Origin of the sequence: Agrobacterium sp. Azo12 (assembly GCF_029193765.2) — a bacterium.
GTDB lineage: Bacteria > Pseudomonadota > Alphaproteobacteria > Rhizobiales > Rhizobiaceae > Agrobacterium.
Genome location: NZ_JARFYO020000001.1, coordinates 743,014 through 755,970, shown reverse-complemented (window position 1 = coordinate 755,970; position 12,957 = coordinate 743,014). Strand labels below are relative to the sequence as shown.

At 55.5% G+C, this 12,957-nt stretch carries 14 protein-coding genes; 11 read left to right on the top strand and 3 right to left on the bottom strand.

The features are described 5' to 3' along the window. Positions 1-13 precede the first annotated feature (13 nt). From phnL to PYL13_RS03355, 11 genes are all read left to right on the top strand, one after another. Positions 14-721, top strand: a complete 708-nt coding sequence (gene phnL / locus PYL13_RS03405) for a phosphonate C-P lyase system protein PhnL (RefSeq protein WP_275640492.1) — start codon at positions 14-16, stop codon at positions 719-721. Beyond that, complete coding sequence (locus PYL13_RS03400) at positions 718-1,347, top strand: transferase hexapeptide repeat family protein (RefSeq protein WP_275640491.1); 630 nt, start codon at positions 718-720, stop codon at positions 1,345-1,347. The genes phnL and PYL13_RS03400 overlap by 4 nt, the downstream gene beginning before the upstream one ends. Positions 1,348-1,444: 97 nt before the next feature. Further along, positions 1,445-2,302, top strand: coding sequence for a phosphonate ABC transporter ATP-binding protein (gene phnC / locus PYL13_RS03395; RefSeq protein ID WP_192486868.1), 858 nt, complete (start codon positions 1,445-1,447; stop codon positions 2,300-2,302). 82 nt (positions 2,303-2,384) lie between these two features. After that, positions 2,385-3,290 (top strand): phosphonate ABC transporter substrate-binding protein, encoded by a 906-nt coding sequence (gene phnD, locus PYL13_RS03390; RefSeq protein WP_192486867.1) that lies wholly within the window; start codon positions 2,385-2,387, stop codon positions 3,288-3,290. 128 nt (positions 3,291-3,418) lie between these two features. Next, positions 3,419-4,339, top strand: a complete 921-nt coding sequence (gene phnE, locus PYL13_RS03385) for a phosphonate ABC transporter, permease protein PhnE (protein ID WP_192487822.1) — start codon at positions 3,419-3,421, stop codon at positions 4,337-4,339. Continuing rightward, the gene (phnE, locus tag PYL13_RS03380) at positions 4,339-5,688 is read left to right on the top strand and encodes a phosphonate ABC transporter, permease protein PhnE (RefSeq protein WP_275640490.1); all 1,350 of its coding nucleotides are present in this window, start codon (positions 4,339-4,341) and stop codon (positions 5,686-5,688) included. The genes phnE (PYL13_RS03385) and phnE (PYL13_RS03380) overlap by 1 nt, the downstream gene beginning before the upstream one ends. A 132-nt stretch (positions 5,689-5,820) precedes the next feature. After that, entirely contained in the window at positions 5,821-6,489 is a 669-nt protein-coding gene (locus PYL13_RS03375) for a DUF1045 domain-containing protein (protein WP_275640489.1), read from the top strand. A gap of 13 nt (positions 6,490-6,502) precedes the next feature. Continuing rightward, positions 6,503-7,642, top strand: coding sequence for an alpha-D-ribose 1-methylphosphonate 5-triphosphate diphosphatase (locus PYL13_RS03370; RefSeq protein ID WP_275640488.1), 1,140 nt, complete (start codon positions 6,503-6,505; stop codon positions 7,640-7,642). Beyond that, entirely contained in the window at positions 7,642-8,235 is a 594-nt protein-coding gene (phnN, locus tag PYL13_RS03365) for a phosphonate metabolism protein/1,5-bisphosphokinase (PRPP-forming) PhnN (protein WP_250983468.1), read from the top strand. The genes PYL13_RS03370 and phnN overlap by 1 nt, the downstream gene beginning before the upstream one ends. 156 nt (positions 8,236-8,391) lie before the next feature. Continuing rightward, positions 8,392-9,429: an AraC family transcriptional regulator gene (locus tag PYL13_RS03360; RefSeq protein WP_250983467.1), complete on the top strand. Its 1,038-nt coding sequence runs from the start codon at positions 8,392-8,394 to the stop codon at positions 9,427-9,429. A 262-nt stretch (positions 9,430-9,691) separates the two neighbouring features. Continuing rightward, positions 9,692-10,030 (top strand): helix-turn-helix transcriptional regulator, encoded by a 339-nt coding sequence (locus tag PYL13_RS03355; RefSeq protein ID WP_250983466.1) that lies wholly within the window; start codon positions 9,692-9,694, stop codon positions 10,028-10,030. Between the two features lie 369 nt (positions 10,031-10,399). Here PYL13_RS03355 and PYL13_RS03350 read toward each other — a convergent pair whose 3' ends face one another. The 3 genes from PYL13_RS03350 to exbD all read right to left on the bottom strand — a co-directional run bounded on the left by PYL13_RS03350 (position 10,400) and on the right by exbD (position 12,957). Beyond that, positions 10,400-11,389, bottom strand: a complete 990-nt coding sequence (locus PYL13_RS03350; RefSeq protein WP_275640487.1) for an Ldh family oxidoreductase — start codon at positions 11,387-11,389, stop codon at positions 10,400-10,402. A gap of 135 nt (positions 11,390-11,524) precedes the next feature. Next, complete coding sequence (locus PYL13_RS03345) at positions 11,525-12,466, bottom strand: energy transducer TonB family protein (RefSeq protein ID WP_275640486.1); 942 nt, start codon at positions 12,464-12,466, stop codon at positions 11,525-11,527. Then, positions 12,463-12,957: a TonB system transport protein ExbD gene (gene exbD / locus PYL13_RS03340; protein ID WP_275640485.1), complete on the bottom strand. Its 495-nt coding sequence runs from the start codon at positions 12,955-12,957 to the stop codon at positions 12,463-12,465. The genes PYL13_RS03345 and exbD overlap by 4 nt, the downstream gene beginning before the upstream one ends.

Sequence of the window (12,957 nt, the reverse complement as noted above, 5' to 3'; positions counted from 1 at the left end):
AAGGCATACTCTCATGACAACGCCTCTCGTGGTTTCAGAAGTCTTCAAAAGCTTCACCATGCATCTTCGCGACGGCATCGTTCTGCCCGTGGTCGAGAATGTCAATTTTTCAGTCGCCACCGGCGAATGTGCCGTGCTGGGGGGGCCATCCGGTATCGGCAAAAGCTCGATCCTGAAAATGCTCTACGGCAACTATGCCATCGACAGCGGGCAGATCCTGATCAGCCATCAAGGCCGGGTGATCGATATTGCCATTGCACCGCCACGCACCGTGCTGGAGGTGCGCAAAAGCACCATCGGCTATGTCAGCCAGTTCCTGCGTACCGTGCCGCGTGTTTCCGCACTCGACGTTGTTGCCGAACCATTGCTGGCAAGACAGGTACCATTGGAAGATGCACGTGAACGGGCACGGGCACTGCTGTGCGCCCTCAATCTGCCAGAGGCATTGTGGTTGTTGCCACCTGCCACCTTCTCCGGTGGTGAGCAACAGCGCGTCAACATTGCCCGCGGCTTCATTACCGACCATTCCATCTTGCTGCTGGACGAACCGACGGCTTCACTCGATGCACGCAACCGCCGCGTTGTCATCGACATGATCCAGAAGAAGAAACAGCAGGGCGTCGCACTGCTCGGCATTTTCCATGACGAAGAAGTGCGTGAAGCGGTTGCCGACCGCATCATTGACGTGGCCCAATTCTCACCGAGAAAGATTGCAGCATGAGTGTAAAGGTCGGTCTTCAACCCGTTATCCACCCGACGGCCGATGTACAGAATTCGACCATTGGTCGCTACACGGAAATATCCGAACGCTGCCGCATCCATGAAGTGGAGATGGGCGACTACTCCTATGTGATGCAGGACGGCGCAATCTGGTGCGCAACAATTGGCCGCTTTGCCAATATTGCCGCCTCGGTGCGTATCAACGCCACCAACCATCCGGTGGAACGCGCCACGCTGCACCATTTTACCTACCGCGCCGCCAGTTACTGGGACGATGCCGAAGACGAAACGGAATTCTTTGAAGCCCGGCGACAACGGCGCGTCGTCATCGGCCATGATGTCTGGATTGGTCACGGTGTTACCGTGCTGCCCGGTGTCAAAATCGGCAATGGCGCGGTGATTGGTGCGGGTGCCGTGGTGTCCAAGGATGTCGCACCCTACACCATCGTCGGTGGTATTCCGGCCAAACCGATCCGCGAGCGTTTTTCACAGGAACTGGGTGAGCGCATGGACCGCCTGGCATGGTGGAACTGGGACCACCAGACGCTTCGGTCAGCGCTTGAGGATTTTCGTTCGATGGATGCGCAATCGTTCGTTGATCGATATGAGTACCGCGCGGCGGGCTGATCTGGCGTTTGTAACAATTTCTTCACCAAACTGACACTTCCGCTTCACAGGGTGGTGTTAGGTCCAAGTCCCGAAGCAATAGCGTACGGGACAGACAATGAGCCTTGAACTTCAACACGTCACACGCCGGTTCGGCAATCACGTTGCTGTAAATGCCGTGAACGTGGAAATTCCTCAAGGACAGATGGTCGGCGTCATCGGACGTTCGGGCGCCGGCAAGTCCACGCTGCTGCGCATGATCAACCGTCTGGTCGATCCGACCGACGGTTCCATCCGCTTCAACGGTACGGAAGTATCCAGCCTGCGCGGCTCCTCGCTGCGCAACTGGCAGCGCGACTGCGCAATGATTTTCCAGCAGTTCAACCTTGTGCCACGTCTCGACGTGTTGACCAATGTGATGCTGGGCCGCCTGAACCATCGTTCGACCGTGCTCAGCCTCCTCAGCATTTTTTCCCATGACGAACGCATCATGGCGATTTCCGCACTTGAGCGCCTTGGCATCGAACATGTCGCCCTGCAGGCCGCAGGCACGCTTTCCGGTGGTCAGCAGCAGCGTGTGGCGATTGCCCGCGCCCTGATGCAGTCTCCAAAGATGGTACTGGCCGATGAGCCAATCGCGTCGCTCGATCCGCTTAACGCCAAGATCGTGATGGACGCGCTGCGCGACATCAACGAGCGCGAAGGCATTACCGTACTGACCAACCTGCATACTCTGGATACAGCGCGCAATTATTGCGAACGCATCATCGGCATGTCGGCTGGCCGTGTGGTTTTTGACGGCACACCTTCGGAACTCACGGCTGCCGCCGTCAAGGAAATTTACGGTACGGATTCGCATGGGGCAGGCATCGACGAGAGCATGACCTCCACCAGCATCACCATACCAGGAGCTCGGCTTGAAGCCGATGCAAAGCAATCTGCCGGTCTGGAGCCTCTGGCTGTCGCCGGGGTTTGAAGACCGCACAGTATCGTTACGCCCGCGTCAAGGGCATCACTCATCAGCAAAACCGGGCAACCGGACATCAGGAGATGATCTCATGTTCAAGAAAGCTCTTCTCGCGGCGACTGCCGTTGGTATGCTTGCAAGTGCCGCTATGGCTCAGGACGTCAAGGTTCTGCGCATCGGTCTCGACGGTTCTGAAAACGAAGCCGACCAGATCCGCAACACCCAGTGCCTGGTTGAAGGCCTGAAGGCTGCGACCGGCGTTTCCGAAGTTCAGATCTTCCCATCGCCTGACTACAACGGCGTTATCCAGGGCCTGCTCGGCGGCACCATCGACATCGCTTCCATGGGCGCGTCTTCCTACGCCAAGATCGCTCTGACAGATCCAAACGCTGTTGACCCGATCCTTACCTACACCCAGGCTGACGGCTCTTCCGGTTACTACTCCATCATGGTTGCCCGCAAGGATAGCGGTATCAAGTCTCTGGCTGACGCCAAGGGGAAGAAGATCGGCTTTGCTGACCCTGACAGCACCTCTGGTTACCTTGTTCCAAACGTTGCCCTGCCAAAGGAAATCGGCGCTTCCGTCAAGGAATACTTCTCTGAAAGCGGCTTCGGCGGCGGCCATGAGAACCTCGTTCTCGCCGTTCTCGACAAGAAGTTCGACGTTGGCACGACCTTCGGTTCGGGCGTTGGCAAGTGGGAAGAAGGCTACACCGGTGGCAACCTTCACCAGATGGTCAACAAGGGCAACCTCGACATGGACGATATCGTCGAAGTCTGGAAGTCCCCTCTGATCCCTAACGGCCCGCTGATGGTTTCCAACAAGGTCGGCGAAGAAATGAAGACGAAGGTTGAAGACTTCTTCCTGGCTCTGCCAAAGAACGACAACGCTTGCTTCAAGGCGTTCACACAGGGCGACAACAAGGAATACATCAAGGTTGATGCTTCCTTCTACCAGACCATCATCGACGCCCGTAAGTCCGTTATCGGCGGCTGATTGGTACGGATAAAAACAGAGCGGCGGCTTCTAAGCCGCCGCTTTTTTTCGCAACAGGAAGATGCAGCATGAGCGGACATTCGACGACTTCGACACTGGGCGGGCTGGGACAATCCGCGTCCACCGTCATGCGTCATTATCAGCAGCAGTTGAGAACACGACGGATCTACACGGCCATTTCGATTGTCGTTTTCCTGATCGCGCTCGGCGCATCGCTGAACTTCGCGAACAATGCAAATTCGGGCAAGTTCTTTGAACGTCTTCCTTACCTGTTCGATTTCATCAAGACATTCGTGCCGGATAGTCCGCTGGAAATTTTCCGCGCCATGTTCGACCTGCCATCGCCCTATGATGATGGCTCACTCAAATACAACTACACGGCTGACCGGGTTTATGTGACGGACAATTTCTATATTCCGTTTTTCATCTATCAGCTGATCATCACCCTGAATATCGCGCTTGTTTCGACACTGATCGGCACTGGCTTTGCATTCATCCTGTGCTTTTTCGCCTCGACCAACCTGGTTGGTGCCGGAATTGTGCGCTGGGTTGTGCGCCGTATCATGGAAGTGATGCGCGCCTTTCCGGAAATCGTGGTCGCCGGCCTGCTGACCGCCATCCTGTCCATCGGTCCGATTGCCGCTATCGTTGCCATCACCATCCACACCGTGGGTGCGCTGGGCAAGCTGTTCTTCGAAGTGGTCGAGAATGCCGATATGCGCCCCGATGAAGGTCTGCGCGCCGCTGGTGCCAACTGGCTGGAACGCGTGCGTTACGCCATCGTGCCGCAGGTTCTGCCAAACTTCGTGTCCTACGCATTGCTGCGCGCTGAAATCAATGTGCGTGCGTCCACCATCATCGGCGCGGTCGGCGGTGGCGGTATTGGTGAGGTGTTCCGTCTGGCCATTGGCCGCGATCACGCTGCAAAGACCTACGCCATCATCATCCTGCTGCTGATCACAATCATCGCAGTGGACCAGTTTTCGTCATGGCTTCGCCGCCGGCTGATTGGCCAGCAGGCATTTGACAGCGCGCAAGGAACAGTCTGATGAAATCCACACCATCGATCCATGCCTCCGAGCGCGAGCGCCTGACAAAGACCTACCCTCACGTGTTCCACAAGAGCTTCATGCAGCGCTACGGCCTGCTCATCAGCCTAGGGGCCGTGGTGTCCTATCTGGCGCTGTGCTTCGTATTCTTCAACGTCGGCCCCGCGCTGATGCAGGGCCGCTGGGACCGTGCATCGTCCTATATTCAGGATTGGTACTCCTGGCGCGCGCAACCGCGCCTGCGCTTCCAGGATGGCGCGGTGGTGCCACAATGGTCGAGCCGTGGGCAGTATCCGGCGGGCGCTGACATCGACTGGTTGATCCCCGGTCAGAATGGCAACTATACGGTGACCTATGGCAGCATGGATGACCGGCTGGACATTACCACCGACAAGGTCGAGGTTTACGTTGCCGGCACGCCTTATACGGTCAACATCTCACAGGACATGGTCACTGCCCCGGTTGATGCACCTGCCGCCATCCAGCAGGACGGAAGCAAGGTCATCGTCAACTACGGTTTCGAAGGTCAGGCTGAAATTCGCAACAGCCAGGTTTACGTGCAGCGTCGTTTCATGGGCTGGGCCAACTTCTTCTTCGATACGCAGTCGGAATTCTGGGGCAAAAGCGTTGGTGAGTTGATTGCGCTGGCGACGGTTGGTGAACGGCTGGATCCGAACCAGTCCAACATCGCCAACATGACCGACGATTTCCTCAACAACAAGGTCTGGCAGCATGCGGACATTCTGTCCAAGCTGATGCAGACGCTGGTCATGGCTTTTGTCGGTACCCTGCTGGGTACTCTGGTCGCGTTCCCCTTCGCCTTCATCGCGGCGCGCAACATTACGCCAAACCGCCTTGCCAACTGGGGCATGAAGCGCGCTTTCGATTTCCTGCGCTCCATTGATATGCTGATCTGGGCACTGTTCTTTACCCGCAGCTTTGGTCCTGGGCCAATTCCCGGTATTGCGGCTATCTTTTTCACCGACACTGGCGCGCTTGGTAAGGTTTATGCCGAGGCGCTGGAAAATGTTGATGACAAGCAGCGCGAGGGCGTCAAGTCGGTGGGTGCGTCACCTGCGGTGGTCAATCGTTACGGCGTGGTGCCACAGGTGCTGCCTGTGTTCATTTCACAGTCCCTGTATTTCTGGGAAAGCAACACACGTTCTGCCACCATCATCGGCGCCGTGGGTGCTGGTGGTATCGGCCTCAAATTGCTCGAGGCCATGGGCACCAATGCCGACTGGGACAAGGTTGCCTATATGGTGCTGCTGATCCTGTTTGTGGTTTTCCTGTTCGACGGCATTTCCAACGCCATTCGCTCACGACTGATCGGCAAAACCGCACATTAACGATCGAGACGTAAACAGCATCATCATTCTGTCATGGAAATCATTTAGGCGCATGGCCTGACTTGCAGCGAACCCGGCTTTGGCTTCAAATGAGGTTCGCTGTAGTTCCCATGATGTTTGAAAGATCCCACAGTGCGATACGCTGTTTATTTCACACCTCCGCAGACACACCCTTTGAACCTTGCCGCAGCCCGTTGGTTGGGGCGAGATCCCTTCACCGGTGAGATCCACGCCGACAATGAAGCGCGCGAAGAGCTGACGGCCGAGCCACGACGTTACGGTTTTCACGCCACGCTGAAAGCGCCATTCGAGCTGTCGGAAAAAAAGACCGAAGCGCAATTGATTGCTGCTGTCAAAAACTTCGCTGAAACGCGCACGGCATTTGATATTCCGCAGATCGTGGTTGGTCAGCTCGGCCCGTTTTTCGCGCTTGTCCCGCATTCCGTGCACGGGCCATTGCAGGATTTTGCCGCTGATATCGTCGATTTTTTCGATGAATTCCGCGCACCGCTTTCTGACTCCGACATCGCCCGTCGCCGCCCACAAAATCTCACACCCAAGCAGCGCGACAATCTCATGCTGTGGGGTTACCCGCATGTGATGGAAGAATTTCGCTTCCACATGACCCTGACCGGTCCAACCGAAGAGCCGGATCGCCCTGATATTCATTCAGCGCTCAACGGGCATTTTTCAGAATTTATCAACCGTCCACTCCCAATTACCGGCCTTGCGCTTTTTGTTGAAGAACAGCGTGGAGAGCCTTTTAAAGTTCACTCCTGGCACTCGCTTGCCAACCGATAGAAAGACACCAGCAATGCGTTCCGAACAGGTTCTTTCCAACGCCCGTATCGTCCTTGAAGACGACATCATTTCAGGTTCGGTCCTGATCCGTAATGGGCTTATCGCTGATATCAGCGCTGGCCCTTCTACAACCGGTGAGGATTTCGAAGGCGATTACCTCATCCCCGGCCTCGTTGAACTCCACACCGACCATCTGGAGCAGCACTATTCGCCACGTCCAGGCGTAACCTGGAACAAAACAGCCGCCGTGCAGGCCCATGATGCACAGGTTGCGGCCTCCGGCATCACCACGGTGTTTGACTGCCTGCGCCTTGGCTCCGACGAGGATGGTGGTTTCAAAAAAGGCGAGATGCGTGAAATGGCTGATGCCATTGAACAAGCCGCTGGCCAGAACCGCCTGCGCGCCGAGCACCTTCTGCACCTGCGCTGCGAAGTGGCGTCATCCGACGTGCTGGAACATTTCGAGGATTTCGAAAACGATCCGAATGTGAAGCTGATTTCGTTGATGGACCACTCCCCGGGCCAGCGCCAGTTCCAGTCGCTCGATCAGTATATCCTCTACTACCAGAAGAAGCGTGGCCTAAGCGATGAGGCATTTGCCCGTTTTGTCGAACGTCGCAAATCGGCATCGGCGCAATATTCCGCCCCACATCGTGACTATCTGGCGGCGCGCTGTGCAGAACGCGGCATTACTGTCGCCAGCCATGACGATGCCACTACCGAACATGTGCAGGAAGCTATCGCCCATGGTGTCAAGGTTGCGGAATTCCCAACCAGCATCGAAGCCGCCCGCGCCTCGCACGAGGCCGGCATGAGCGTGCTGATGGGTGCGCCGAACATTGTGCGCGGACAGTCCCACTCCGGAAATATTGCCGCCAAGGATCTGGCAGAGCTGGGTGTACTCGATGTGTTGTCATCCGATTACGTTCCATTCAGCCTGCTATACGCGCCGTTTATCATCGCAGATTCGGTAGAAAGCATATCGTTGCCACAGGCACTTGCATTCGTGACAACCAATCCAGCCCGCTCTGTCAGCCTTGATGACCGTGGCGCTATACGCACCGGCCTGCGCGCCGATCTGGTACGTGTACACCGCGAAGAAGGCGTACCAGTGGTTCGTTCCGTCTGGCGTCACGGACGTCGCGTCGCCTGATGGACATCGACCCTACCGCCCAGTCCATGACACAAGGCAGACACGGCACTTTGGTTGCCGTGGTCGGCCCCAGCGGTGCCGGCAAGGATAGCTTGCTGGCGCTGGCCGCGCAGCATTTTCAAGGCTGCGCGGATGTGCACTTCGTGCGCCGGGTCATTACCCGCAGCAAGGATGCGGGTGGTGAGGATCACGACAGCGTCACATCAGATGAATTTGCGGCGCTTGAGGCGCAGGATAAGTTTGCCGTGTGCTGGAAAGCCCACGGCCTGAGCTACGGTGTTCCGGCTGACGTGTTTTCGCAGTTGGAGAAGGGCGATCTTGTCATCGTCAACGGATCGCGCTCTACCCTGCCCGATTTCCAGTCAGCCTTTGCTCGTCTGCAGGTCATCAACATTACGGCGCGGACGGAGGTTTTGGCGGAACGGCTCGAGAAACGCGGCCGTGAAAGCAAGGCCGACATTCTCTTGCGGCTGCAACGCAGTGTTTTTGACATCCCCCCCAACTTTAATGTTGCCACGATCGACAATAGCGGCAATCTTGAAACGGCTGGGCAAGCTCTCATTCGAATGCTGGAAAACTACCGTCAGAGATAAATCTCAAAGGCCTTCTTCAGTCCTCAAAACAGCTTGAGTGCAAGCCGGTGAAATTCAGGGCACTTCGCGAAAGAAAATTTCAAAACCACTCGACATCTAGCAATATCGCGATTACCATTTGGCGACGTTTGTTAAACATTACACGCCAATTGTGCTATGCCCCATCCAAGGCTCATAGACGAGATAACGATTGTGGCCGGTTTAGGATCGGCTATTTCCGGCTATGCGCAATCCTGTGGCATCGATATCAAGCCGATTGCTAAGTCCTTGGACATTGATCCTGACGTTTTGCAGAGTATGACAGCACGTGTCAGTCTCGATCGCCTGTGCCGTCTTCTGGAGACCTGCGCGACGCTGGCGGATGATGACACATTTGGTTTGCAGTGTGCGGGTTTTCTCACCCCTGGTGCAACTGGCCCATTCGGTTATGGCCTGATGAGTGCACCAACTGTGCGCGATTACCTGAAATTCGTGGACGAACATCTCTATTACGCGACCAATGCCAGCGATACACAGCTGGAGTTTGGCGAGAAGTTTGCCAGTCTCTCGTGGACTTTTGCGCCTGTGATTGCCAAACGCGACCAATATACCGATATGTCGCTCGCGATGGCGTTTAACCGGTTGCGGCAGATTACTGGCGACGAAATTGACACTCTTCTGGTCGAGTTGGAACGGCCTAAGCCCAAAAACACCAACCTTTTCAAAAAAGCTTTCTCCAAACACATCGAATATTCACGGCGTATCAACCGCGTACATGTGCCGGTACATCTACTGGACGCGGTGAACCCCAAAGGTGATATTCGCCTGTTTACGCTGATGGATTTGCAGTGTCGGGCCATGCGGCCGGAAATTTCATCTTTATCCGAGCAGAACTTTGTCAGTCAGGTTCGGCGTTACATGCAGATGCGCATGAATGAGCGCGATATTTCTCTTGAGGAGATATCACCCTACTTCAGCCTGTCGGCCCGTACATTCCAGCGGCGGCTTGCGGAAGCCGGGACCAACCTCAACACATTGCGGGACGAGGTCAGGCGTGAAGCCAGCCATACACTTCTGACCGAAAGCGAATTACCTATTGCGGACATTTGTTACCGACTGGGTTATTCGGCGCCAAGTGCCTTTTCGCGATCGGTGTCGCGCTGGTTTGGCATGACCCCAAAAGCCCTGCGCGAAAGTACGTCACGAAATTTTTGAATAACACAACCCGCTTTGACGCAGCAAAACATCGTAAAGTTGCTTGACATGTTCGATAAAAATCAGGAAATTCAGTGAATTGACCCAAATTGGGACAACACATTACTAAAAAATGTCTTTAGTGTACATTTTTTGGCGCCTGAGGTTATATATTTCCCATCTCCCTCTGTATATTAGGCTCCGCAACTGAATGACCGGACGCAACGTAGCGCCGTGCCTTTTCACTCATGACAGTCGCTGAAGTTGTGCTGCATTTGGCAGCATGCTTCCTAATTCTTGGAATAACGACAAAACCACCGACCCGCCCAAGCGGGCGATGAGCATGTTTGTCAGAATGGTATTGAAAAGAATGACCATGTCTCCGCATAAACAGCATGCGGGCGATTTTGCACGCCCTGAAACGCTGACCGACTGTGAAAAAACCTATCTCACCATGGCGGCGGAGGGCACTCACCCTTCGATTATCGCCAAAAATCTTGAAAAATCGGAAGATGAAATTCAGGCGGCACTTGCGAGTGCACGTCAAAAGCTTGGCGCGAACAATCTGTTGCACGCTATCAGTATAGCTCTGCTTAAGGGTATTATCGAGCGCGACATCTGATCCGCGACAAAAGTATTTTCCGCTCAACCCCGTTGTATTAGCGGAAAATAGCCGTTTTCTCTGCTTATTGCATGTGCCTACCCCAAAACGGTTAGTTGTGTTCGGTGAGCATGCTTTAGTTTTCGTATCGGATGCCCTCCACCCCGCATTGGGGAACCACTTTGGGGAGGGATGTTTTATCTTCGCTGCCAAGTTTTGCGTTTGCAGCGCAGCCCGTGTGGTGTTTCGAGGCGATGACGTCTTCGGTGCCATACGTAACCGCAGTGGCCGGGTTTACCCGGTGGCGGATCGCACTTGCGGTTGACGGCCTGGTGAGGTGAATGATTGCCTCACCAGGCCGCCTAGTTTTTGCAAACAGCACTTAACAGATCAGAGCGCGGCGATCTCTTCCAGAATGTCAGTTTCAATGATGATACCGTCATCATATGCGCGCTTGCGGTTTCCTTGACTGCGCCGCCCCGGCAAACGTGCCTCCGGTTGCGCCTCGATCTCTGCGGCAAACATTGCCAGACGGCGGGTAAACATATCTCCGGCCGTCACCGACGGATCAATGGCGATGATGGTGTGACCCAGCGCAACAGAACGGCTCTTTTCATCAAACAGCGATGGCGATTCAAATGCAAAGTCCCCCCCGGTTAGACCTGCCGCCATAATCTCCACCATGAAGGCGAGTGCTGCCCCCTTTGCGTCACCCGCCGGGATCATGGTGCCCGCCATTGCCGCCTCTGCATCGGTCGTTGGTTTGCCATCGATATCAAGCGCCCAGCCCTCGGGGATTTTTACGCCTTTCTGCCGGGCGGCCATGACCTTTCCGCGCGCCACTTTGGACAGTGCCAGATCGATGACCAAGGGGTCCTGACCGGAAACCGGCGCTGCAAAGGCAATCGGGTTGGTGCCAAATAGTGGTTTGGTGCCACCCCATGGTGCAATTGCCGCGGGAGCATTGGCGACCATCAGTGCCACCAGACCCTGCTCGGCAAAACGTTCGACCGTCAGGGCCATGACACCGGCGTGGTGTGAGCGCGAAATGGCAGCCAAGGCAATGCCCTGCTCCCTGGCGATAGCTGGCAGTTCCGCAACCGCTGCATCCAGCGCCGGATAGGCATAGCCATGAGCGGCATCAATGGCCAGAACGCCCGGTTTCAAACGTCTCGTTGTCACGACAGCCTTGCCGTCAACCTTGCCAGCGCGTGTCTGTTTGACATAGGCCGGAATGCGTCTGAACCCGTGACCGCCCTGCCCGGCAGCTTCTGCTGCAACAAGCGCTTTTGCGGTAGAGCGGGCGCTGGTGGAAATCACACCATTCTGTCCAAAAATATCGGAAACAAAATCTTCCGCATCGGAAATACTGAACTTCATAAAATGCTGGCCTTTTCTCAACTGCACCGCAAACAAACGTCTACGGAAAAGCACGTCATGACAAGCGATAGCAAGCTACCCTTGTCATGACCAGACAAGCATTCGGGATCATCCGTTGTAAATGCAGTTCACCACTCAGCGAATGGTGAACTGGACCGGTGCGACAATCGTCTTGCTGACGCCAGGTGGCGGGGCCGGAACCGGTGAGGCACGACGGACCATGGAAACGACTTCTTCGTCCAGTGCAGCAGAACCGGAAGAACGCGACAGCGAAACCGACAGGACATTGCCGCCCTCATCAATCTGGAACCGCACATAGGCCGTTCCCTGTTCCTTGCGGGAGCGAGCATCTGACGGGTAACGCTTGCGACGCTCGAGATGCGCCATTACTCGGTTCTGCCAACGGGCAGGTGAGACGGAAGACGAGGATGAACCAACACTGGTCTTCTGGGCCGCTGTCCGATTGGACTCGGTCGCATCGACCTTGGCCATCTGCGAGGACTTTGAAGCTGGCGGCGGTTTTTTAGGCTGCGTATCAGGCTTCTTTTTCTTGTCTTCGACCTTCTTTACTTCAGCCTTCTTTTCAACAGGTGGCGGCGGACGGCTGACCGGCAACGGTACTTCCACATTTTCAAGTGCAGCAACCATTTCCTGCTGAATTGGATCAATTTCTTCGATCGGTTCCGGCAGTTCTTCCGGCAGAGGTTCTGCAACCTCTTCTACCGGCTCAGGTGGTGTTTCCTCGACAACAGGCTCTGGCTCAGGTTGCGGCTCAGGGGGCGGAGGAACCTCGGTCACTTCTTCGACTGGTTCTACCGTGTCACTCTTGATATCTTCTGCTTCAGCCGTATCGGGATTGATGACATTTTCCGTCGTATCAACCGATTCTGGCAGGGCAGCCATTTCAATCATGATTGCTGCCGGAGGCGCATCCTGTGCCGCAGTCGGTACTGGTTCCAGCAACAGCAGTGCCGCAAGCCCTGCATGTGCCGAAAGCACAACGACGGCAGCGAAAGACCAGACCAGGATTTCTCCTACTCTGGAATGTCTTGCCTGCGGCTGACGGAGCGTTGTCATTGAGCCGTTCCCGTTGTTCCAGCGTTTGGCGCAGTTCCGGTTTCACCCGGCGCCGTTTGAGAAACCGGTGCGGGCAATGTTTCAAGCCCGACCAATGCGATCTTGAGATAACCCGCATCACGCAGTGCATTCATGACTTCCATGAACTGCCCGTAATCGACAGTTTTGTCTGCGCGCAGAAAAATGCGGGCATCCTTGTTGCCCTGCGTCTTGCCATCCAGCATCGAGGCAAGATTGTCCTTTTCGACGGGATCATTGCCAAGATTAAGGCTCAAGTCTTCCTTCACCGTCAGATAGATCGGTTCATCGGGACGCTCTGCAGGTTTGGCCGTCGAGGCCGGCAGGTCAACATTGACGTCGACCGTAGCCAGAGGTGCTGCCACCATGAAGATGATGAGCAGCACCAGCATGACGTCGATAAATGGCGTGACATTGATCTCATGGTTTTCGGAGAGATCGTCGCCGCTTTCTTCACGAATACCGCCAGCCAT